The sequence below is a fragment of the Actinokineospora fastidiosa genome (assembly GCF_014648415.1).
GTDB lineage: Bacteria > Actinomycetota > Actinomycetes > Mycobacteriales > Pseudonocardiaceae > Actinokineospora > Actinokineospora fastidiosa.
The window spans coordinates 132,995-155,611 of record NZ_BMRB01000005.1 but is presented as its reverse complement, the minus strand read 5'-3'; the positions used below and the strand labels follow the sequence as shown (position 1 = coordinate 155,611).

At 71.9% G+C, this 22,617-nt stretch carries 18 protein-coding genes; 8 read left to right on the top strand and 10 right to left on the bottom strand.

Annotation, left to right across the window (positions count from 1 at the left end; genetic code table 11):
* Window positions 1-17: 17 nt before the first annotated feature.
* Window positions 18-161: a SapB/AmfS family lanthipeptide gene (locus IEY98_RS25135; RefSeq protein ID WP_189213099.1), complete on the top strand. Its 144-nt coding sequence runs from the start codon at window positions 18-20 to the stop codon at window positions 159-161.
* A 513-nt stretch (window positions 162-674) separates the two neighbouring features.
* Complete coding sequence (locus IEY98_RS25130) at window positions 675-2,237, top strand: ABC transporter transmembrane domain-containing protein (RefSeq protein ID WP_308425926.1); 1,563 nt, start codon at window positions 675-677, stop codon at window positions 2,235-2,237.
* A gap of 235 nt (window positions 2,238-2,472) precedes the next feature.
* Here the strand turns inward: IEY98_RS25130 and IEY98_RS33450 are convergent, their stop codons facing one another.
* Complete coding sequence (locus IEY98_RS33450) at window positions 2,473-2,874, bottom strand: magnesium chelatase subunit ChlI family protein (RefSeq protein WP_373292454.1); 402 nt, start codon at window positions 2,872-2,874, stop codon at window positions 2,473-2,475.
* 303 nt (window positions 2,875-3,177) lie between these two features.
* Here IEY98_RS33450 and IEY98_RS25120 point away from each other — a divergent pair, with 303 nt between their 5' ends.
* Window positions 3,178-4,827 (top strand): ATP-binding cassette domain-containing protein, encoded by a 1,650-nt coding sequence (locus tag IEY98_RS25120; RefSeq protein ID WP_229787405.1) that lies wholly within the window; start codon window positions 3,178-3,180, stop codon window positions 4,825-4,827.
* On the opposite strand, the gene IEY98_RS25115 is transcribed toward IEY98_RS25120, so the two are convergent.
* The 5 genes from IEY98_RS25115 to IEY98_RS25095 all read right to left on the bottom strand — a co-directional run bounded on the left by IEY98_RS25115 (window position 4,819) and on the right by IEY98_RS25095 (window position 10,362).
* Window positions 4,819-5,838, bottom strand: coding sequence for a LacI family DNA-binding transcriptional regulator (locus IEY98_RS25115; protein ID WP_189213095.1), 1,020 nt, complete (start codon window positions 5,836-5,838; stop codon window positions 4,819-4,821). The two genes, IEY98_RS25120 and IEY98_RS25115, sit on opposite strands and share 9 nt — an antisense overlap.
* Window positions 5,835-7,241 (bottom strand): GH1 family beta-glucosidase, encoded by a 1,407-nt coding sequence (locus tag IEY98_RS25110; protein WP_189213094.1) that lies wholly within the window; start codon window positions 7,239-7,241, stop codon window positions 5,835-5,837. The genes IEY98_RS25115 and IEY98_RS25110 overlap by 4 nt, the downstream gene beginning before the upstream one ends.
* A gap of 2 nt (window positions 7,242-7,243) precedes the next feature.
* Window positions 7,244-8,029 (bottom strand): carbohydrate ABC transporter permease, encoded by a 786-nt coding sequence (locus IEY98_RS25105; RefSeq protein ID WP_229787491.1) that lies wholly within the window; start codon window positions 8,027-8,029, stop codon window positions 7,244-7,246.
* 107 nt (window positions 8,030-8,136) lie between these two features.
* The gene (locus tag IEY98_RS25100) at window positions 8,137-9,051 is read right to left on the bottom strand and encodes a carbohydrate ABC transporter permease (protein ID WP_229787489.1); all 915 of its coding nucleotides are present in this window, start codon (window positions 9,049-9,051) and stop codon (window positions 8,137-8,139) included.
* Window positions 9,052-9,126: 75 nt separating this feature from the next.
* Window positions 9,127-10,362, bottom strand: coding sequence for an ABC transporter substrate-binding protein (locus IEY98_RS25095; protein ID WP_229787403.1), 1,236 nt, complete (start codon window positions 10,360-10,362; stop codon window positions 9,127-9,129).
* Window positions 10,363-11,028: 666 nt separating this feature from the next.
* Here IEY98_RS25095 and IEY98_RS25090 point away from each other — a divergent pair.
* Both IEY98_RS25090 and IEY98_RS25085 read left to right on the top strand, forming a co-directional pair.
* A complete protein-coding gene (locus IEY98_RS25090; protein ID WP_189213286.1) occupies window positions 11,029-11,997 on the top strand; it encodes a methyltransferase domain-containing protein in 969 nt (322 codons plus the stop codon).
* Window positions 11,998-12,124: 127 nt separating this feature from the next.
* Complete coding sequence (locus tag IEY98_RS25085; protein WP_189213091.1) at window positions 12,125-13,033, top strand: alcohol dehydrogenase catalytic domain-containing protein; 909 nt, start codon at window positions 12,125-12,127, stop codon at window positions 13,031-13,033.
* On the opposite strand, the gene IEY98_RS25080 is transcribed toward IEY98_RS25085, so the two are convergent.
* On the bottom strand, window positions 13,011-13,610 hold the full coding sequence (locus tag IEY98_RS25080) for a hypothetical protein (protein ID WP_189213090.1): 600 nt from the start codon (window positions 13,608-13,610) through the stop codon (window positions 13,011-13,013). The two genes, IEY98_RS25085 and IEY98_RS25080, sit on opposite strands and share 23 nt — an antisense overlap.
* Window positions 13,611-13,724: 114 nt before the next feature.
* Here IEY98_RS25080 and IEY98_RS25075 point away from each other — a divergent pair, with 114 nt between their 5' ends.
* On the top strand, window positions 13,725-16,778 hold the full coding sequence (locus IEY98_RS25075; protein WP_189213089.1) for a S8 family peptidase: 3,054 nt from the start codon (window positions 13,725-13,727) through the stop codon (window positions 16,776-16,778).
* Between the two features lie 132 nt (window positions 16,779-16,910).
* Here IEY98_RS25075 and IEY98_RS25070 read toward each other — a convergent pair whose 3' ends face one another.
* From IEY98_RS25070 to IEY98_RS25060, 3 genes are all read right to left on the bottom strand, one after another.
* A complete protein-coding gene (locus IEY98_RS25070) occupies window positions 16,911-17,207 on the bottom strand; it encodes a hypothetical protein (protein ID WP_189213088.1) in 297 nt (98 codons plus the stop codon).
* Window positions 17,208-17,371: 164 nt separating this feature from the next.
* On the bottom strand, window positions 17,372-18,448 hold the full coding sequence (locus IEY98_RS25065) for an NAD(P)/FAD-dependent oxidoreductase (RefSeq protein ID WP_189213087.1): 1,077 nt from the start codon (window positions 18,446-18,448) through the stop codon (window positions 17,372-17,374).
* A gap of 74 nt (window positions 18,449-18,522) precedes the next feature.
* The gene (locus tag IEY98_RS25060) at window positions 18,523-19,782 is read right to left on the bottom strand and encodes an ROK family transcriptional regulator (RefSeq protein ID WP_189213086.1); all 1,260 of its coding nucleotides are present in this window, start codon (window positions 19,780-19,782) and stop codon (window positions 18,523-18,525) included.
* A gap of 158 nt (window positions 19,783-19,940) precedes the next feature.
* Between IEY98_RS25060 and IEY98_RS25055 the strand changes: the two genes are divergently transcribed.
* On the top strand, window positions 19,941-21,629 hold the full coding sequence (locus IEY98_RS25055) for an ABC transporter substrate-binding protein (RefSeq protein ID WP_189213085.1): 1,689 nt from the start codon (window positions 19,941-19,943) through the stop codon (window positions 21,627-21,629).
* Window positions 21,626-22,609 (top strand): ABC transporter permease, encoded by a 984-nt coding sequence (locus IEY98_RS25050; RefSeq protein WP_189213084.1) that lies wholly within the window; start codon window positions 21,626-21,628, stop codon window positions 22,607-22,609. Before IEY98_RS25055 ends, IEY98_RS25050 begins: the two co-directional genes overlap by 4 nt.
* Window positions 22,610-22,617 lie beyond the last annotated feature (8 nt).

Below are 22,617 nucleotides of genomic sequence, written 5' to 3'. Positions count from 1 at the left end.
GAAAGGGAGTAGTCACCATGGACATGGTCCTCGAGCTGCAGAACCTGGACGCCCCCAACGAGCTGGCCTACGGCGACCCGAGCCACGGCGGCGGCGCGTCCAACCTCAGCCTGATCGCGTCCTGCGCGAACAGCACCATCAGCCTGCTGACCTGCCACTAGTCACAGGGTGAACGCGGGAGCGGCGCAGGACTGGTGCGCCGCTCCCGCTTCCCATTGTGTCGCCAGCGCCCCGAGCTTCCAATGACTGGGACACCCCGAGTCGCCGAGTGACGCCCCCACATGACGACATCACCCAGATGATCAGACCATCCGAATGTGCACCCCACCCAGATGCCCCCACCATCCCAACGCCCTCCACGGCCGAGATGTCGGGATCATCCGGATGACGACACCATCTGGATGACCAGACCATCTGAATGACCGCACCATCCAGATGGTCAGATCATCCGGATGTTCGGACCATCTGGATGTTCCACTGGATGATCTGACCATCTGAATGATCCCGCCGTTCAGGTGGGCGGCGGTCTGGGATGGCCTTGCCATCTGGGCCTGCCGGTCGGTCGGATGTTCTGATCATCTGGATGATGTCCTCATATGTTCTCATCATCTGACCTAATGGAGGTTCGGGTGGCCGGTGGCGCCGGGGCTGGGGATCGGGTCCTGCTTGGTGTCGTGGAGCGGGGGGCGGCCGCGGTGCTGGTCGTGGTCGCACTCGGGGGGACGGTGGCGGCCTTGGTGTTGCCCGCGGCTCTGGCGGACGCGGTGAACGGTGGGGGTGTGGTGGCCGTCGCGGTGGCGGGGGTGGGGGTGTTGGTCGCGGAGGTGCTGGGGCTGCTGGTGTCCGCCCGCGTCACGGCGCGGACCGGGGCGCGGTTGCGGGGGGACGTCGCCGCGCACCTCATCCGGTTGGGGCCCGGGCGGTTCGCCGATGGGGATGCGATCGGCAGGTTGACCAGTGATTGCGCGGGCGCGGCGCAGGTGACGGCGCTTGCGGTGCAGCTCGTCTCCGGGGCGTTGGTGTCGGTCGGGGCCGTTGTGTTGCTGGCGGTCGTGGACTGGCGGGTGGCCGTCGTCTTCCTTGTCGCGCTGCCGTTGGCGCTGATGATCGCCCGGTCGCATCTGCGGATCACGGCCGCGGATGTCGCGGCGTACCAGTCGGTCACCGGCGAGTTGGGTGCCCGCCTGTTGGACGCGGTGCGCGGAATCCGCACGATCGCCGCCGCGGGCGTGGCCGACCAGGAGGCCGAGCGCGTGCTGCGGCCACTTCCGTCGTTGTCCAAGGCGGGCGCCGCGATCTGGCGCGGTCAGGCCCGGATGGTCTGGCGCGGTGGCCTCCTCCGGCCCGCGGTGCAGGTCGCGGTGCTGGTCGCGGCCGGGTTCGGTCTGATGGCGGGCAGGCTCGCCATCGGCGACGTCCTCGCCGTCCTCGGATACGCGACGCTGGGGATGGGCGTCGTCGGCCAGGTGTCGGCGCTGACCGGCCTGGCCCGCTCGCGCGCGTGCGCCGCGCGTATCGCCGAGGTGGTGGACACGCCACTGCCGCCCACCCCCGAACTGCCCCTGCCCGACGGGCCGGGGACGGTCACGCTCAAGGACGTATCCCACGGCGAGCTGTCCTCAGTGGACCTGACCATCCCCGGCGGCACGTCGGTGGCCGTCGTCGGCCCCGGCGCCCGCGACCTCGCCGCCGTCCTCGCGGGCATCACCCCCGACGCGGGCACCGTCCTTCTCGACGGCGCCCCCATCGCCGACCTGCGCGATCGTCGGAACGCCGTGGGAGTCGCCTTCGCCCGCCCGGTCCTGCTCGGCGCGACCGTCACCGACGCGGTCGCCTACGGCGTCCCCCAGCCCACCGACGTCCGCGCCGCCTGCGAAGCCGCCCGCATCGCCCACCTCATCGACCGCCTGCCCTCCGGCTACGCCACCCCGATGGCCGACACCCCCCTCTCCGGCGGCGAGGCCCAACGCGTCGGCCTGGCCAGGGCCATCACCGCCCACCCCCGCCTCCTGGTCCTGGACGAGGCGACCGCGGCCCTGGACACGGTCACCGAGTCCGAAGTGGACGAGGCGATAGCCGCCCTCCTCCCGACCGCCACCCGCATCACGGTCACCACCCGCGCAGGCACGGCCAGCCGAGCCGACCTGGTCCTGTGGCTGGCGGACGGCAAGGCCCGCGCGCTCGCCCCCCACGCCACCCTCTGGTCGAACCCGGAGTACCGAGAGGTCTTCACGTGATGACCACGACCAGACCGGGTATGTGGATAGGTAGTACACAAACCTCCCATTCCCGACCCCGCGGAGCGGCGGTGACTCCCATGACCAACCCCACCCCGAACCCCGCCGCCCGAACCACGCTCCCGCGACGCCCCAGCGCGGTAGGCGCTTGCGCCGGACCCGCCAAGCCGACCACAGCCCCCTGGCAACCGCTGCGATCGGGGCAGAGTGCTGCCGGGGCAAACGTTTGCCCGGCTTACCGACCGCGGATGGGGTGGAGGCCAGCTTCGGGGGTTTGTGTGGCGAGGGCCGGAGCCGTCGCGTGGAGGGTTAGGCGGTCACGGAAGTGGAGGGCGGCGGCTACCTGGTCGGCGTCGGGGGCTTCGGCTAGATCGGCGAGGACCCAGGCGACTCGGATGCAGCGGTCGACGCCTCGGGCGGTCAGTTCCCGTGCGGAGAGGGCGTGGTCAAGCATGGCCACGGCCCCGGGTGGGATGGGGAGGGGAACGGTTTCAGGGGTTTGTCTGGTGAGGGCCGGAGCCGTCGCGCGGATGGGACGGAGGACGGCTTCGCAGGGTTGCGTGGTGAGGGTCGGGCGGATGTGGTGGGGCCCGGATTTGGGTGGTTGTGTGATGACGGCGGAGGCCGTCGTGTGCATGGGGTGGGGGCCGGCTTTGCAGGGTTGCGTGGCGAGGGCCGGGGCCGTCGGACGGAAGCGGCGGGGGGCGGCTTTCCAGGGTTGCGTGGCGAGGGCGGGGGCCGTCGGACGAAGGCGGCGGGAGACGACATTGCAGGGTTGCGTGGTGGAGGTGGGGGCCGAACGAAAGCGATGGGGGACGGCTCTGCAAGGTTGCATAGCGGGGGTCGGGGTCATCGCGCGGGAGCGGCGGGGGATGGCTTTGCAGGGTTGCGTGCTGAAGCCCGTGGCCCTCGCGCAGGGGACGGCTTTGGGTGGTGTGCGGTGAAGGGCGGGGCCGCCGCCGAGTACTGGCGGGTACTAGGGGCGCAGTGGCGGGGCTGGTTGGTGCTCGTGGCCTGCTCCATCCTCGAAGGCCTCCCCGCCTTCCTCTCCGGCGCCCTCGTCCAGGCCGCCATCGATCGAGGGTTCGCGGTGGGCAGGCCGCTTGAGGGCATCACCTGGCTGGGGGCGTTCGGCGGCGTGGCCGTGGTGGGGGCCTTGGGGGCGCGGTTGGTGTGGAGTCGGTTGGGGGCGGTCGTCGAGCCCGTGCGGGACGCGTTGGTGGGGGTTGTCGTTCGGGGGGTGCTGCGGGATCGGACGGGGCATCGGGTCGCGCCGGATGCGTCGGCGGTGGCGCGGATTTCCCAGCATGTCGAGATCGTGCGGGACGCCACGGCCGGGATGTTGGTGCAGGCTCGGGGGATGGTCGTCACGGCGGTGGCGGCGGTCCTGGGAGTCGCGGTTGTCGCGGGGGATGTGGTGTGGGCGGTGGCGCTGCCGGTGGCCGGGGCCGCGGGGGCGTTCGTGGTGTTGTTGCCTGCCTTGGCAAAGGGGCAGCGGGAGTTGACGCTGGCCGACGAGGCCACCGCCAAGGTCGCCGGGGAGGCACTGGCCGGGCTGCCGGACATCGCCGCCTGCGCTGCCTACGACACCGCCGAGTCGACCGTGAGAGAGGCCGCCCGCGCGCAAGCGAGGGCGGCTACCCGGTTGGCGAGTGCTTCCGCGCTGCGGGTCGCCGTCGTCGGGGTCGGGGCGTTCCTCCCGGTCGTCCTGGTGCTGGCCACGGCCCCGCCGACCATGAGCGGTGCGGCCCTGCTCGGCGTCCTCGTCTACCTCACCGGCTCGCTCTACCCCGCGCTCAACGGCCTCGCCGCCACCACCAGCACCGTGATCCTCCGCCTGATCGTCGCCCTGCGCAGGCTCGCCGAGGCCGCCTCGACCGACGACCACGAACCCGGCACCGAACGGCCCGAGACCACGGAGATCACCGTCCGCGGGCTCACCCACCGCTGGGGTGAGCACGCCGAGCCCGTGCTCGCGGACTTCGACATCGACCTGCGCCCCGGCGACCACCTCTGCGTCGTCGGCCCGTCCGGCATCGGCAAGTCCACGCTGGCCGCGCTGCTCACCGGGCTCCTCCCCGTCCAGCACGGCACGGTCGAGATCGGCGGCGTCCCGGTCGACCGCATAGACCCCGCCCTCATCGCGTTCACCCCGCAGGAGGCCTACGTCTTCGCGGGCACCGTCCGAGAGAACATCGCCCTCCTCAACCCCGACGCCCCCGACGACCGCCTGGCCCAGGCCGCGCGCGAGGTCGGCGCTGCCCACCTCGAGCTCGACGCCGACGCCAGCGCGCTCGACCCCGCCGACCGCCAGCTGATCGCCCTCGCCCGCGTCCACGCCACGGACGCGCCGATCGTGGTCCTCGACGAGGCCACCTCGCACCTGACCGCCCGGCAGGAGGCCGCCGCGGAGCGGGCCATCGCCGACCGCGGCGGCATCCTCGTCGTCATCGCCCACCGCATGTCCTCCGCAGAGCGCGCCTCGCGGGTGCTCCTGCTCGACGGCAGGCACACGCTGCTCGGCGCGCACGCCGACCTGGCCCGGCGCTCGGAGCAGTACGCGGGCCTGGTCAACGCCTGGTCAGGCTGACGAGCGCAGGATCAGCTCGGTCGGCAGCAGGATCGACGGCGGCAGGTGGCGCTCCCCGGCCAGCTGGGCCAGCAGCCGCCACGTCGTCGTCCGCCCCAGCTCCTCGACCGGCTGGCGCACGGTCGTCAGCGGCGGTGACGCCATCGTCGCCAGCACCGAGTCGTCGAAGCCGACGATGGCGATGTCCTCCGGCACGCGCACGCCCCGGCTCTGCAGGAACTGCATGGCCCCCACCGCGATGATGTCGGCCGCGGCGAACACCGCGTCCACATCGGGGTGGCGCTCCAGCAGTTCCTCCATCGCCCGCGCGCCCGCGTCGATGGAGAACCGGCTGTGCACGACCGCGTCCGTGGGGCGCTTGGCGTCCCCGAGCGCGCGCCGCCAGCCGATCAGCCGGTCGATGCCCACCGCCATGTCGTCCGGGCCCGCGATCGTCCCGATCCGCGAGCGGCCGAGCGAGAGCAGGTGCCGGGCCGCGACCAGCCCGCCGGTCAGGTTGTCGGAGTCGACGTAGGGCACGGACCCGCCCGCGAGCGGCCGTCCCACCAGCACCACCGGCAGCCCGGCGTCGACCAGCCGCCGGGGCAGCAGGTCGTTGCCGTGCAGGCTGACGACGATCGCGCCGTCGACGTGCCCGCTGCACAGGTAGTTCTCCAGCGTGTCCCGGTCCGCGTCGCCCTGGCTCATCAGCAGGACGAGCTGCTTGTGGCTCGTCCCGAGCCCGGCCGAGACGCCCCGCAGCACGCCCGCGAAGAACGGGTCGCCGAAGACCTGGTCGCCCTTCTCGGAGACCACCACCGCGATGGAGTCCGTTCGTCGCGTCACCAGGTTGCGCGCGGCCTGGTTGGGCACGTACCGCAGCGACGTGATCGCCTCGGCCACCGCCTCCCTGGCCCGCTTGCTCACCCCCGGCAGGTCGTTGATGACCCGCGACACCGTGGACCGGGACACCCCGGCGGCCCTGGCCACTTCCTCCAGGGTCACCGGGGCGCGGTCGATCGCCTCGCTCATCGCTCTGGGACCGCGTTGGCCCGGGCCAGGCGCGAATACCAGCGCGCGCTGCTCTTCGGCGTTCTGGCCTGGGTCGCGTAGTCGACGTGCACCAGGCCGAACCGGTGCGCGTAGCCATGCGCCCACTCGAAGTTGTCCAGGAAGGACCAGTAGAAGTACCCGCGCAGGTCCACGCCCGCCTCGATCGCCGCGTGCGCGGCGACGACGTGGTCGCGCAGGTACGCCAGGCGTTCGGCGTCGTCCACCGTGCCGTCGACCAGGGTGTCGTCGTAGGCGGCGCCGTTCTCGTTGACGTACCAGGCCATGCCCGGATACCTGCGGTCGGCCTCCACCAGGCACTCGGTGAGCCCGGCCGCGCGCACCTCCCACCCCGACGCCGTCACCGGCAGCCCGCGCGAGCGGAACGTCACCCGCTCGCTGCCCGGCCAGCCGGGGTCGAAGTCGCCGGTGTCGACAGCGGAGACGCACCAGTCGCGGTAGAAGTTCACCCCGACGAAGTCCACCGGCGCGCTGATCACCGCCAGGTCGCCGTCCTGGATGTGCTCGGCCATCCCGTACTCGGCGACGTCGGCCAGCACGTCCTCGGGGTACCGGCCGCGCAGCACCGGGTCGAGGAACAGCCGGTTCTGCAGCCCGTCGATCCGGCGGGCGGCGTCCTGGTCGGCGGCGGACTCCGGGTCGGCGGCGAACACCGGGTACAGGTTGACCGTGATGCCCGACGCCGCCGACGGCGCGTGCGCGCGCAGCGCCTGCATGCCCAGCCCGTGGGCGAGCAGCAGGTGGTGCGCCGCGGCGAGCGCGTCCCGGCCGCTGGTGCGGCCCGGCGCGTGCACGCCGGTGCCGTAGCCGAGGAACGCCGAGCACCACGGCTCGTTCAGCGTGCTCCACACCGGCACGCGGTCGCCGAGCCTGCGGGCGGCCGACTCGGCGTAGTCGGCGAAGCGGTGGGCGGTGCCGCGCGCCGTCCAGCCGCCCAGGTCCTCCAGCTTCTGCGGCAGGTCCCAGTGGTAGAGCGTGGCGACCGGGGTGATCCCCGCCGCCAGCAGCTCGTCCACCAGCCGGTCGTAGAAGTCGAGGCCCGCCGGGTTCTCCGGGCCGCCGTCGGGCCGCACGCGCGGCCAGGACAGCGAGAACCGGTAGGCGCCCAGCCCCAGCTCGCGCATCAGCGCGACGTCCTGCGGCATGCGCCGGTAGTGGTCGGCCGCTGGCTCACCGGTGTCCCCGCCCGCCACCCGGCCCGGGGTGGCGCTGAAGGTGTCCCAGATGGACGGTGTGCGGCCGTCCGCCGTGGTGGAGCCCTCGACCTGGTAGGCGGCGGTGGCCGCGCCCCACAGGAATCCGGGTGGGAACCGCCGGGTCTCAGCGGTCGTGCCGCCCTCGTCGAACGCAGTCTGGACGGACAAGGTCACCCCTTAACGGCGCCCTGCATGATGCCCGCCACGATCTGGCGGCCGAGCAGGACGAAGACGATGAGAACGGGAACGGTCGCCAGCGTCGTCCCCGCGAGCACCAGCGAGTAGTCGATGTAGTAGCCCGACTGCAGGCGCTCCAGGGCCAGCTGGACGGTGGGGTTGTCGGCGTTGAGCACGACCAGCGGCCACAGGAAGTCGTTCCACGACGTCATGAACGTGAACATGCCGAGGAACGCCGCCGCGGGCCGCACCGCGGGCAGGCAGACGTGCCAGAACGTGCGCAGCATCGAGCAGCCGTCCACCCGGGCGGCCTCGATCAGCTCGTACGGCACCGCCTCCACGGTGTACTGGCGCATCCAGAAGACGCCGATGGCGGTCACCAGGTTCGGCACGATCACCGCCTGCAGCTCGCCGGTCCAGCCGAACTCCGACATCGCCATGTAGAGCGGGATGATGCCCAGCTGGGTCGGCACCGCCAGCGTCGCCACGACGAACAGGAACAGCCCGTTGCGGCCGCGGAAGCGCAGCTTGGCGAAGGCGAACCCGGCGAGCGTGGAGAACAGCACCGTCGTGAACGTGACCGTGCCCGCCACGATCAGGCTGTTGCCCAGCGACTTCCAGAACGGCACCGAGTCGAACACCCGGGCGGCGTTGTCGAAGAAGTTCCCGCCCGGCAGCAGCGGCGGGATCTTGTCGGTGAGCATCGACGAGTCGCGCGAGGCGACCAGGAACTGCCAGTAGAACGGGAACACCGAGCCCGCCACGAAGGCCAGCAGCATCCCGTAGGTCCAGAACCCGGCCCGCCCGCCGGAGGACCGGTTCTCGTTGCGCGCGCTGCGCCGCAACGCCTTGGTGGGCAGGGCGGTCGGGCGCGATCCGGTCATGGTCATCGTCCGGACCCCGTTCCGGCCAGCCTGCGGGTCAGCAGGAAGTTGATCAGCGCGATCACGATGATGATCACGAACAGCACCCAGGCGATCGCCGAGGCGTAGCCGAAGTCCTGCTGCTCGAAGGCCGACTGGTACATGTAGAGCGTCACCGTCTGGTACTGGTTGGTCGCGCCGCCGTTGTTCGAGCCGGGCATCTCGGAGAACAGCTTGGGCTCGGTGAAGATCTGCAGGCCGCCGATGGTCGAGGTGATGACCACGAAGATCAGCGTCGGGCGCAGCAGCGGGAGCGTGATGCTGACGAACCGGCGCAGCGAGGACGCGCCGTCGACGACCGCGGCCTCGTAGAGGTCGCGGGGGATGGCCTGCATCGCGGCGAGGACGATCAGCGCGTTGTAGCCGGTCCAGCGCCAGTTCACCATGACCGCGATGGCCACGTGGCTGGAGAACCGGTCGGCCTGCCAGTCGATCCGATCGATGCCGAAGGTCTCCAGGATGGAGTTGACCAGGCCGAACTGCGGCCCGAACAGGTTGGCGAAGATGATGCCCAGCGCGACCAGCGAGGCCACGTACGGCAGCAGCACGCTGATGCGCCACGTCGTGGGCGCGCGCAGCCGGGTGTTGAGCAGGTAGGCGATCAGCACCGCGATGATGATCTGCGGGATGCTGGAGAGCAGGAAGATGCTGAGGGTGTTGACCAGCACCTTCCAGAACTGCTCGTCGACCATCAGGTCGACGTAGTTGTCCAGCCCGATGAACTCGGGGCTGTCCTCGATGAGCTCCCAGTCGAACAGCGAGACGTACCCGGTGTAGAGCAGCGGGAACAGGCCGACGATGCCGAAGACGATGAAGAACGGCGCAACGTACAGGTAGGGCGAGAGCTTGACGTCCCACCGCGCGAGCTTGTCGCGCATGCCCGGACGCGCCGGGGAGCCCGGCCCGCGCCGGGGGGCGCGGGCCGGGCTCTCCTGCAGATCGGTTGCCATGCGCTACTTCGCGATCTTCGTCGCGCCGTCGACCACCTGCGCCCACGCGTCGGCGGGCGAGGTGCCCTGCTCGACCGACTGCAGGGCAGGGCTGGTCACGTTCTCCTGGATGCGGCCGTCACCGGGGCCCTTGTACTGCGCCTGGCCGACCTTGGCCGCCTGCTTGGCGAACAGCTCGCCCGCCTTGACGCCGAAGTAGTCGTCGGTCTTCTCCAGCAGCTCCGGCGCGGTCTGCGCGGCCTTCTGGCTGGGGAAGTTGCCGGTCTTGCCGAACGCCTTGATCTGCTGCTCGGGCGCGGTCAGCCAGGCGGCGAGCTTCGCGGCCTCCTGCGGGTGCTTGCTCTGCGTCGGGACCGCGAGGAACGAGCCGCCCCAGTTGCCGCCGCCGCCGGGGAAGGCGTCGGTCACGGCCCACTTGCCCTTGTTCTCCGGACCGGCCTGGTTCTTGATCACGCCGAGCATCCAGGACGGGCAGGTCTTGGTGGCGAACGCGCCGGACTTGAAGCCGGAGTTCCACTCGTTGCTGAAGGCGACCAGGCCAGCGGACTGGCCGCGGCCGCTCGCGGCGGTCACCTTGTCCCAGTTGGCCTTGATGTCGGCGTTGGTCTCGATCACCAGCTGGTCGCTGGTGTCGAAGAAGCCGACCGGCAGCTGGTTGTGCATCGCGTTGAAGATCTGGGCGTTCGCGTCGTACCAGGCGGCGTCGCTCTTGGCGATGAACTGGTCGCCAGCGGCGAAGTAGGAGTCCCAGGTCTCGAACAGCGGCTTGACGCCCTCGGGGTCGCTGGGCAGGCCCGCCGCCTCGAACAGGTCCTTGCGGTAGCACATGGCCAGCGGGCCGATGTCGGTGCCGTAGCCGATGAGCTTGCCGTCCTTGGTGGTCGCCTGCTGCGACTTCCAGTCCAGCCAGCGGTCGGCGGTGACGTCCTTGGGGCCGATCTCGAGCAGGTTGTTGAACAGGCTGGCCTTGGCCATGACGTCGGAGAGGTGGCCCTCCTCGATCGCGACGACGTCCTCGAGGCCGGAGCCCGCGCCGAGCTTGGTGAACAGCTGCTGGTGGTACGGACCGCCCTGGCCGGTCTTGTTGTGCTTGATCTTGATGTTCGGGTTCAGCCGCTGGTACTCCTCCAGCAGGTCCTCGTAGCCGAACTCGGTGAAGGTGCCGATGGTCAGCTCGATGGGACCGCCGTCGGAGCCGTTTCCTCCGGTGTCGTCGCTGGAGCCGCAGGCGGCCAGCACGCCGCCTGAGAGCGTTACCGCGGCACTGAGGGCCAGTGCCCTCCGGAACAGTTGACGCACAGCTACCCCTATGGGTTGGCGCCGGTGGCCGTCTCTGGGTCACCAGTGCGAGTCTTCCTGGGAGCGCTCCCAGCTGGGTGGGAGCAGTGTGCTCGGGGCCACAAACGCATGTCAAGGAGGTGCAACGTAACGTTTCGGGCTCGGCGGCTGGGGTTACGTCGTTCACGGGGGTGCTACCGGCGGAAACGTGGTGTTTCGGCAGTCTTTCGGGTAGTCGTGCCGCTTCGGTGTGTGACAGTCGCGGCTATGCACTGGGCAGTCGGGGGTTTACAGGCCGGTTTTGTCGTGGTTACCCTGTGCTGGGAGCGCTCCCAGAAGGTGAGCGCTCCACGCGAACGAGCCCGTCCGAGGCGGTGTCGTCCCGCCCCGCCTCGGACGGGCAGCCCAACCCCGCGCCCCGACCGGCGGTCCCCCGGTCGGCCGGTGGGCGGCGGTAGTCGCTCCTGCCGCCGCCCACCGGATCAGGTCCGTTCGGTGCAGTCCTTCCGTTGCGCGGCAAGGAAGGCTGCTCTCATCGAGTGAAGATCGGCTCCGCGCTGAGACGCGCCCGCCGTCACCGCGATGTTCCGGCGTGAGTTGGGGACAACGCGACGGAGGGGGAGCGGGATGCGGGAGTCGACCCTGGCCTTGTTGGCCTGTCCGGCCTGTCACGGCGGGTTGGAAGCGGCGGACGGCCTGGTGTGCAAGGAATGCGACGTGGTCTACCCGGTGGAGGACGGGGTGGTCCGGTTCGCCGCCGATGAGGCGCGGGCCAGCCACGCGGCCGCCAGCTTCGGCTTCGAGTGGCAGACCTTCCACGACGGCGGGTTCGAGTCCGACACGGTGTTCGGCCGCACGATCGAGGAGGACCTGGCGCAGTTCGACACCGTCTTCGACGTGTGGGACTCGTTGGCGGGCAAGGTGATCGTCGACGCGGGCTGCGGCAGCGGCAAGCTCACCGCGGCGATCGCCCGGCGGCACCCGGAGGCCACGGTCGTCGCCGTCGACCTCAACCCGGCGATCGCGGAGGTGCGCAAGGCCGCGGCGGACCTGCCGAACCTGCACGTGGTGCAGGCGAGCGTGTTCGCCCTGCCGTTCCCGGAGGGGAGCGTAGACCTCTTGTGGTGCAACGGCGTCATCCACCACACCGGTGACACACGCGGGGCGTTCGCGTCACTGGCGAAGGCCGTGCGGCCGGGCGGGGAGCTGTTCGTGTGGGTGTACCAGCGGAAGCTCAGCCCACTCGTGCTCGTCCGCGACCTGCTGCGCCCGTTCGGCCTGCACTCGTGGCGCCACTCGACCGTCTACCGCCTGTCCCGCCTCCTGTCCCTGCCGACACTGGCCGCGGTCCGCGTCCTCAACGCCGTCGCCGCCCTCCCGGGCGTCCGCGCCCTCGTGGCCCGCTCCACCCACGGCCGCATCCTCACCCGCCGCCGCCACTACGCCGAACTGGCCCTCACCTGGTTCGACGTCCTCTCCCCGCGATACCGCGACACCTACACGGCCGCGGAGATCAAGTCCTGGTTCACCGCAAGCGGCTACGACGTCCTCCGCGAGTACTGGTGGCCCGTCGGCATCACCGGGCGGCGGCGCTGAACTACCGTCTCCCCGTCCAGGACGGAAGGGGAATGCGGTGGCCAGGGCTGTGGTGTTGAGCGGATTCGGGAGTCCGTTGGAGATCAGGGACGTCCCCGTGCCGTCCGCGCCTGAGGGTGGGTTGGTCGTGGCGCCCGCGTACGCGGGCATCTGTGGGACGGACCTGCATCTGCGGGAGGGGCGGTTGGCCGTGCCGCTGCCCTTGGTGCTCGGGCACGAGGGGCTGGGCACCGTCCACGAGTCGCGGATGGAGGGGTTCGCGGAGGGGGACGTCGTGATGTGGGCGTCCTCGCGGGCCTGCGGGCGGTGCGAGCCGTGTACGCGGTTCCGGGAGCCGACGCTGTGTGAGAACCGGCGGACCTACGGCGTCAACCGGCCCGGGGCGTGGGCGGATCACATCCGGCTTGAGCCCGGCACCACCGTCATCCGGATGCCCGACGGTGTTGATCCGGTGGCCGCCATGTCGTTGGCCTGTGCGGGGCCGACGATGGTGCACGCGCTCAGCGAGCGGCGGCCCGTGCGGGTCGGGGAGAGTGTGATCGTGCAGGGGGCCGGGCCCGTCGGGCTGGCGGCGGCGGCGCTGGCGCAGCTGGGCGGGGCGCGGGTGACCATCGTCGGCGGTCCGCCCGAGCGGCTGGCGCTGGCCAGGGAGCTGGGCATCGGCGACGACTGGGCCGACATCGGCGCGGACGTGCCCGAGGCGGACCTGGTGATCGAGTGCGCTGGCGTGCCCGCCGCGGTCGGGCAGGGGCTGCGGATGGCGCGCCGGGGTGGGGCCTACCTCGTCGTCGGGCAGTACACCGACGCGGGGGACACGCTCATCAACCCGCACCAGATCGTGCACCGGCAGCTGTCGGTGTTCGGGTCGTGGGCGTTCAGCGGGGCCCACCTGGTCGAGTACGTCCGGCTGCTGCCCGCGCTGACCGCCCGCTTCGACCTCGCACGCCTGGTCACCGCCTACCCGCTCGATGACCACCAGCGCGCGCTCGATGACGTGGCGGCCGGACGGGTCCTCAAGGCCGTCTTGACGCCCTGAGCCCGAGCCGCCGCAGCTCCCAGTCGGCGAGGGTGGCGACGGTGCCGGGGTCGGTCCAGTCGGTCGTCCGCAGCCGGGCGAGCCGGGGCAGCGGCTGGTTGACCAGGGCGCGGGCGGCCAGCAGCTCCAGCCCGGCCCGGCCCTGGGCGCGCAGCCGGGCCGCGGCCGTGGCGTCCCTGGCGAACCGGACGCGCCTGGGCAGCCAGGTCAGCGCCAGCGCCAGCGCGGGGACGGCGATCAGGGCGAACGGCAGCCAGAACCCGAGCGCGTCCACCGCGGCCGTCTGCGTGCGACCCGCCTCGGCGAGGTCGGCGCCCGCGCGGGTGCCCCGGCCGAGCGCGCCCGCCAGGTCGTCCCCGACGAGCGGGACGCCCCGGGCGCTGTCGGCGGCGGAGGTGAACGCCCCGCCGATGGCGTCGCCCGCCGCGGCGAGGTCCTCGCCGGGGCCGCGCAGCAGCAGGACGGCGTCGCGCACCGCCGTGGCCACCCAGACCGCCAGCAGCAGGAACGCGAGGGCCGCGAGGTCCGCGGCGACCTGGCGCGCGGCGCGCCATGCGGTCTCGGCGTAGAGCCTCATGTCCGGGTGGATACCCCCGCGGCGAATCGATCAACCGCGGATCCGGTAAATGGCAACGGGTTGACGGCGTCGGCGGGCTCCACTTGCCTGGAGTCAGCCCACGCCGGAGGTCCGATGCTCAGGAAACTGGCCTGCGCCCTCGCGGCGCTCGCGCTCATCGCCCCGCCGGTGAGCGCGGAACCGGCCCAGGCCGTCACCCACGAGTACATCGGGTCTATCACGCTGATCACGGGGGACCACGTCACCGTGCGGCGGGTCGGGGACCGGCTGGTCCCCGCGGTCACCCCGGCGCCCGGCCGCGAGTCGGTGCACTTCGCCACCCTCGGGACCGGCGACGAGTTGCACGTCGTCCCGGCCGACGCCTGGCAGCGCGTCAACGCGGGCACGCTCGACCGCAGGCTCTTCGACGTCGCCGCGCTCCTCCGCGACGGCTACGGCGACGAGCGCCGCGCCGACCTCCCGCTGATCGTCGGGTCCACATTGGAGCCCCAGACGCGGGCGAAGCACGGGATGGCCGCGGCTTGGGCCGCGCAGGACGCCCCGGTCTGGCTCGACGGGCTGCGCCACCCCACGCTCGACCACACCGCCGTCCAGATCGGCGCGCCGTCGGCGTGGAAGTCCGGCTACACCGGCAAGGGCGTCACCGTGGCCGTCCTGGACACCGGGGTCGACGCCACCCACCCCGACCTGCGCGGCCGCGTCGCCGAGATCCGCAACTTCACCGACGAGTCCACCCGCGACACCGACGGCCACGGCACGCACGTCGCGGCGACCATCGCCAGCCGCAACGAGCGCTATCGCGGCATCGCCCCCGACGCCCGGCTGCTCGTGGGCAAGGTCTGCCAGGCCAACGGCTGTTCGGAGTCGGCCATCATCAAGGGCATGCGCTGGGCGGCCGAGCGCGGCGCGAAGGTCGTCAACCTCAGCCTCGGCGGCCCGGACGCGGCGGGCAGCGACCCGCTCGAACAGGCCGTCGACCGGCTCAGCGCCCAGCACGGCACGCTGTTCGTCGTCGCGGCGGGCAATGACGGGAGCTACGGCGCGGAGACCGTCGGCTCCCCGGCCTCCGCCGACGCCGCGCTGGCCGTCGGCGCGGTGGACCGGGCCGACGCGCGGGCGAGCTTCTCCGCCCGCGGCCCGCGCGTGCGCGACGCGGCGATCAAGCCGGAGATCCTGGCCCCGGGCGTGGACGTGGTGGCGGCGCGGTCCCGGCACTCGTTCGGCACCGGCGCGCACACCGCGCTCAGCGGCACGTCGATGGCCACCCCGCACGTCGCCGGGGCGGCGGCGATCCTGGCGCAGCGGCACCCGGGATGGACCGGGCGGCAGCTCAAGGCCGCGCTGATGGGCAGCGCGCACCCGATCGACGAGAGCGTCTACGACCAGGGCGCGGGCCGGGTGGACGTCGACCGCGCGCTCGGCGTCGCGGTCACCGCGGACCCGCCCGCGCTGTCCTTCGGGCGGTCGACGTCCGACGACCCCGTGACCCGCACGCTGACCTACCGCAACCCGACCGACGCGGCCGTTCCGCTGACCCTGGGCGTCACCGGGCCGTTCACGCTGTCGGCGTCCGCGATCACCGTGCCCGCGCGTGGCGAGGCGTCGGTGGAGGTCACGGCGGGCGCTGGCGACGGGCAGCTCAGCGGGTTCGTCACCGCGGCGGGCGTGAGCACGCCGCTGGCGATCGACCGCGAGCCGGAGAGCTACGACCTCACCATCCGCACCGTCGACACCACCGGGGCGCCGACCGACGCCAACTTCAGCTTCCTGTTCGGCGGCGCGGACTCGCGGTACCGGCCGATCCCGACGATCGACGGGGTGGGCACGGTGCGCGTCCCGCGCGGGACGTACCACGTCGACGGGGTCGTCGCGACGCCGCAGCCGGACGGGGCGGCGGACTCGCACAAGGTGGTGCACCCGGTCGTCGAGGTCACCCGGGACACGACGCTGGTCATCGACGCGCGGGCCGCGCGGCCGATCTCGGTGGACTTCGACGCGCGCGGGGTGACGCCGAAGGCGGTCGGCGTGGGGTACAGCCGCAGCACGGACACGCGCGCGGTGCTGACCGGGGTGCTGGGGGACACGTTCGAGCGCATCCATCTCGGCCAGGTCGGGCCGCCGGTGGAAGACATCATCAGCAACATCGGCGGCGCGTGGACGGCGCCGGGCGACCGCGCGTACCACCTGGCGTGGTTCGAGTACGGCCCGATCCCCACCGGGTTCAGCCGGTCGGTGCGCGATGCGGAGCTGGCCCGGGTGGACGCGACGTACCGGCGTCAGGCGCCTCGGCACCGCGGCATGAAGATGTGGATCGCCCGCGAACCCCGGTTCGACGCGGCGGTCGGCTTCGGCGTCCCGTTCGACCTGCCGGTGGCGCGCACGGAGTACCACAACGTGGACGACCTGACGTGGTCCGCGGAGTTCCACCACCTCCGCGGTCAGGCTACCGACCAGGTCGTGGTGGGCGGCCCGGTCCGGCACGGCGTGGGCGTCCACCGCGAGGACTGGAACACCGCCGTCTTCGGCCCGTCGTTGGCGGGCGGCGACTGGGCGGCCCGGTTCGACGACACGATCAGCCTGGCGATCCCGCTGTTCGGGGACTCGGCGAACGACCGGTACGGGTTGTCCACAGTGGATTATGGCCGCACGGTGCTGTTCCGCGAGGGCGTGAAGGTGGGGGAGACGCGGCAGCCGGGTCAGGGCCAGTTCGAGGTCCCGGAGGAGGCGCGCTGGTACCGGCTGGAGACGACGGCCACGCGGAAGTCGGTGTACTCGCCCATGGTGACGGCGGCGTGGTCGTTCACCTCGCAGCGCCCGGAGGCCGACCCGAAACCCCTCGGGAAGGGCGGCAACGGCCTGCCCATCACCGCCATCCGCTTCGCCCCGCGCGATCTCGATCTCCGCAACCGGGCCGCTGCGGCGACCATCGACGTCACCCTCCAACCCAACACCGGCTCCGACCCCAGCCCGTTCACAACCCTGTCGATCGAGGCGTCCTTCGACGACGGCCTCACCTGGCACCCACTCCCCGCAACCCGAACCGGCCCGCTGTCGGCAACGACGGTCGTCCCCGACCTCACGGGCGAGTACGTGTCCCTCCGAGCTCGGGCGGTGGACGAGCGGGGGAGCGAGGCGGAGGTGACGGTGCTGCGGGCGTACGGGATCTGACGTCAGGGCTGGAAGGTCCAGAGCGCTGTGAGGTCCGGCAGGCGGTCCGCGCGCGAGGCGCGGGGTTCTCCGGTCGTCACCGCATCTCCTGGTCTACGACGACGGTGACATTGTCGGAGATCAGGCGGAGGGTCAGCGGTCCGAGGTCCAGTCCGAAGCGGGCCTGCCGCTGCCCGGGTGCGGGTAGTAGTCGATTCCGTGGAGCACGTCGTGGTCCTCGCCGGGGTGCGCGTCAACAGCGAGGATCTCGGCGTCGTCGAAGGCGATTCGGAAGGTCGTCGCGGTATGGGTGACGAACGTCAGCGTGACGGCTTTGGTGCGCATGTCCAGGTGCAGGCTCTGGACATCGCAGTCGTTGTGGAGGTCGACGAGGCCCAGCGGTGTGCCGTGGCACTCGATCATTCCCGCGTCGAACGGCCATGGGGCCATGCCCGTGAAAGTCGCGCCGGTGGTCACAGTTCGGCTCCCAGGGTTTCCGCGGCCGGACGCCGACAGCGTCCGGCCGACCGCGCCACCGCGGATTCTCCTGGTGGCGCGGTCCCCGACGACCTCTAGGTCGATGCCCAGCCGAGGGGATGGCTGGCCACGCGCGGTTAGATCATGGTCGGGATCCACGGGTGGCGCTCGGCGACGACCACCCCGCGCACGATGGCCTCCTTGTACGCGACCGCCAGGCGGCCCGTCAGGATGCGTTCCCGTGGGGTGTCGTCGCGGTCGACGAACTGGATCAGGGCGTCGGTGCGGCCCAGGCTGATGCACTGGTTGAAGTACCGGAACCGCAGGGCGCCCGGCTCGCGACCCGCGCGGCGGGCGAGGATGGCGCGGGCCGCGTGTTGGGCGGACGGCAGGCCTGTCGCGCACGCCATCCGCAGTTCCTGGCCGCCGGGCATGCGGGCGGCGGCCGCGTCGCCCACGCCGTAGACGTCCGGGTGGGATACCGACCGGAGCGTCTCGTCGACGACCATGCGGCCCACCGCGTCCACCTCGATCCCCGCGTCGCGGGCCAGGTCCGGCACGCGGAAGCCTGCCGTCCAGGCCACGGCGTCGGCCGTCACGTGGTCGCCGGAGGCCAGTTCCACCCCGTCGGCGCGCACCCGCTCCACCGCGACGCCCTCGCGCACCTCCACGCCCAGGCGCGCGAAGACCGCGGCCACGTGCGCCCGGCCCTTCTCCGACAGCCCCGCGCCCAGCCGGTCCGTCAGCAGGACGACCTTGAGGTCCGGCCGCGCAAGCTCGGCCGCCGTCTCGATGCCGGTCAGGCCGCCGCCGACCACCGCGACGGTGCCGCCGCCCGCCAGCCGGTCCCGCAGCCGCGCCGCGTCGGCAGGCACGCCCACGTCGTAGGCGTGCTCGGCCGCGCCCGGCGTCGACAGGTCGCCGCTGCTGCCGAGGGCGTAGACGAGCGTGTCGTACCCCACCTCGCGCCCGTCGGCCAGTCCGACCGTGCGCGCGGCCGGGTCCAGCGCGACCACGCGCCCGACCTCCAACCCGACACCGCGCAGCAGCTTCGCCAGCGGGCGCCGGACCAGCTCCTGCCCGGCGGCCAGCTGGTGCAGCCGGACCCGCTCGACGAAGGTGTCCCGCTCGTTGACCAGCCGGACGTCCGCCTTGCGCCCCAGGGCGTTCGCCACCATCAGGCCCGCGTAGCCCGCGCCGAGAACCACGATCATCGTCTTCCCCTTCCGTCTCGTGAAGAGGACTACGCGACCCCGCCGAACGTGACAGTGACGCCGAACACGACGCGCTAGGCCCCGACCGGCGGCGGCTCCGACTCCACGAGGTTGCCCGGCAGCCGCAGGCCGTGGTGCAGGGGCACCAGCTCCGACTGCAGGACCATCGCCGCCGCGCCGATGGCCGACGCGGTCGCCGCCGACGCCGACAGCCGCACCCGCACCGGGTGGTTGGCCCGGGAGAAGAAGGCGCGGTCCAGCTCCTCCTGCACGATCGGCAGGTAGATCGCGCCCGCGATGGCGAAGCTCGGCCCGGTCAGCACCACGGCCTCCAGGTCCATGACGTTCGCCAGCGTGCGGGTCGCCACCGCCAGGTACCGGGCGGAGCGCTCCAGCAGCTCCAGCGCCGCGGGCTCGCCCTTGCGCGCGGCCCGGCTGACGGCGGCGAAGTCGGCGGACACCGAGCGCCTGCGCCCGAGCCCGGCGGCGCGCGCCAGCGCCTTGTCCGCCCGCGCTGCCGCGACCACGGCCGACGGCCCGGCCAGCGCCTCGAGACAGCCCCGCGCCCCGCACCAGCACTCCGGGCCGAACGGGTCGAGGCAGATGTGCCCGACCTCGCCCGCGTTGCCGCTGGCCCCGCGGTAGGTGATGCCGTTGACCAGCAGGCCCGCGCCGATGCCGGTGCCCATGTAGAGCGCGGCCACGGTCGCGGCGTTGTCCACCCCGCCCGACCAGTGCTCGCCCAGCGCGGCCGCGGTGGCGTCGTTGTCCAGCAGGACGGGCAGCCCGGTGGCCTGGCCCAGGGCGGTGTCGAGCGGGAAGTCGCTCCACTGCCGCATCGTCGGCGGCGGCGGCGCCATCCCGGCCGACGCGCTCAGCGGCCCCGGCGAGACCAGGCCGAGGCCGAGGACGCGCTCGCGGTCGATGCCCACGCTGCCGACCAGCGCCGCCGCCTCCGCAGCCATCCGCTCGACCACGTCGGCGGGCTTGGCAGCGCCCGCCCCCGGCCGGGAGATGCGCCCGACGACCGCGCCGCCCAGGTTCGTCAGCACGTAGGTGATGCCCGCGTGGTCGAGGTGGACGCCGATCGCGTAGCGGGCCGAGTGGTCCAGCTCCAGCAGGACGCGCCGCTTGCCGCCGGTGGACTCCGCGCGGCCGGTCTCCACGACAAGACCGTCCTCGATGAGCCCGCGGACGACGGTGGAGATGGTGGCGCCGGTGAGGCCGGTCGCGTTGATCAGGCCGACCCGGCTGATGGTCCCCGCCGCGCGGATGACGTCCAGCACCGCGGCCTTGCTGCTCGCGTGCGACGTCGTTCGAGCAGGTCCGCTCATCTGCACTCCCGCTTACTTCCTTCGCCTGGCTAAGTCTAACAGCGATCTTCGTCCGGGCGACCGGTAGCTCTTGACTTCGTTTCTTCGTTGACTTAACAATGCCACCCTGAGGTGACCGGCGGCACAGCAGGGTCCGCCACCACGGAAGGACTGTCGTGATGCAGTTGAGGTCCAGGCGCCGCAGAGGGCGCATCGTCGTGGCCGGGCTCGCCGTCGCCCTCGCGGCCGCCGGGTGCGGGTCGTCGGCAGGCGGGGCGCCGAGCACCGCCGACGCGACGCTGGTCGTCTACACCGGACAGGCGGGCGACTACCAGATCAACTTCAACCCGTTCTCGCCCACCACCATCGACGGCCCGGGGACGATCTTCGAGCCGCTGTTCTTCTTCAACATGGCCCGCACCGGCGAGCCCGTCCCGCGCCTGGGCACCGCCTACTCCTGGAACGACGACGGCACCGTCCTCACCGTCACCCTGCGGGACAACGCCACCTGGACCGACGGCACGCGGTTCACCGCCAAGGACGTCGTGTTCACCCTCGACATGGTCAAGAAGAACAGCACCATCAACGGCACCGGCTACGACGGCACCGCCAAGGCCGTCGACGAGCACACCGTCGAGATCGCCTTCGACGAGCCCGCCTACTCGCAGGGCCCGCAGGTGCTCGGCCGCATCTGGATGGTCCCCGAGCACGTGTGGTCGACCATCGCCGACCCGGCCAACGACGTCATCGCCGAGCCCATGGGCACCGGCCCGTTCATGCTGGAGGAGTTCAAGGGCCAGGCGTTCACGCTCAAGGCCAACCCGACCTACTGGGACGGCGAGCCCGCGGTGAAGCGCGTCCGCTACGTCGCGCTCTCGGGCAACCAGGCGGGCGCGGACGCGCTGGCCGCGGGCACGATCGACTGGCAGACCGGCCCGGTGCCCGACATCAAGAACGTCGAGCGGAACTACCCCGGCTACAAGGCGATCTCCGTGCCGCTGATGCAGATCGCGCTGTTCACCTGCTCCAACGCCGACCTCGGCTGCACCGGTCACCAGACCGATCCCGCCGTGCGGAAGGCGATCTACTACGGCATGAACCGCACCCAGCTCAACGCGCTGGCCTTCGAGGACACCGCGAGCCCGATCTCGCCCGGGTTCGCCCTCGTCGACCGCGACGCCCAGTACCTCTCCGACGGCCTGGCCGACAAGGTCGCCCCGATGGAGCCGGACGTGGCCAAGGCGACCGCGCTGCTGGAGGGCGCGGGCTTCGCCAAGGGCGGCGACGGCGTCTACGCCAAGAACGGCAAGCCGCTGGCGTTCAACGTGCTCGTCCCCGCGGGCTGGACCGACTACATCACCGCGCTGGACACGATGGGCCAGCAGTTGCAGGCCATCGGCGTCAAGCTGACCACGCAGCAGGTGTCCTGGAACGAGTGGTCGGCCGCGCGCGGCACCGGCAAGTACGAGATGCTGATCGACTCGCTCTACCAGGGCCCCGCCGCAGATCCGTACTACATGTACAGCTACTTCTTCTCCACGGCGACCACCGCCAAGGTCGGCGAGACCGCGAACCCGGGCTACGGCCGGGTGTCCGACCCGGTCATCGACGGCGCGCTGGCCGAGCTGGAGAAGCTGGACCTGGCCGACGTCGAGGGCCGCAGGCCGCACTTCGCCGCCATCCAGGAGCGGGTCGCCGACCTCATGCCCTACATCCCGGTCCTGACCGGGGGCACCACGAGCGAGTACAACGCCGCCAAGTTCACCGGCTGGCCGACTGAGGACGACCTCTACGCCTTCCCGGCGGTCTGGCAGCGCCCTGACCACTCGCAGATCTTCAAGTCGCTGCGGCCAGCGGGATCGCCGTGACGTACTTCGTCCGCAAGGGACTGTTCTACCTGGTCGCGCTCTGGGCAGCGGTGACGCTGAACTTCTTCATCCCCCGGCTCATGCCGGGCACCCCGGTCGACAGCCTGATGGCCAAGCTCGCCCAGCGCGGCGGCCAGGTCAACCCGGAGACGCGCCGGGCGTTCGAGCTGCTCCTCGGCGCCGACACCGACGAGCCGCTCCTGGCCCAGTACTGGAGCTACCTGGGCAACACCCTGCGCGGGGAGTTCGGCGTGTCGGTGAGCAGCTACCCGACGCCGGTCGCCGAGGTCATCTCCGCGTCGCTGCCCTGGACGGTCGTCCTGGTCGGCATCGCCACCCTGCTGTCCTTCCTGCTCGGCGTCACGCTCGGCATGGTGGTCGGCTGGCGGCGCGGCACCTGGCTGGACTCGCTGATCCCGGCGACCACCGTGCTGGCCGCGGTGCCGTACTTCTGGCTGGCGCTGATCCTGTCCGCGGTGTTCGCGGGCACGCTGGGCTGGTTCCCGCTCAACGGCGGCTACGACGTGGTGCTCGACCCCGGCTGGAGCCTGGAGTTCATCGGCTCGGCTGTCTACCACGGCATCCTGCCCGCGCTGACGATCGTGATCTCCTCCGTCGGCGGCTGGCTGCTGGGCATGCGCAACATGATGGTGTCCACCGGCTCGGAGGACTACGTGCTGACCGCGCAGGCGAAGGGCCTGCGCGGCAGCCGGGTCATGCTCCGCTACGCCGCGCGCAACGCCGTGCTGCCGTCGGTGGCGGGCTTCGCCATCTCGCTGGGCTTCGTGGTCTCCGGCTCGATCATCACCGAGCAGGTGTTCTCCTACCCCGGCATCGGGTCGAAGCTGCTGCAGGCCGTGCAGAACAACGACTACGCGCTGATGCAGGGCATCTTCCTGATCATCACGGTCGCGGTGCTCGGCGCCAACCTCGTCGTGGACCTGCTCTACGGCCTCATCGACCCGCGCACGCGGTCGTAGGAAGGAGA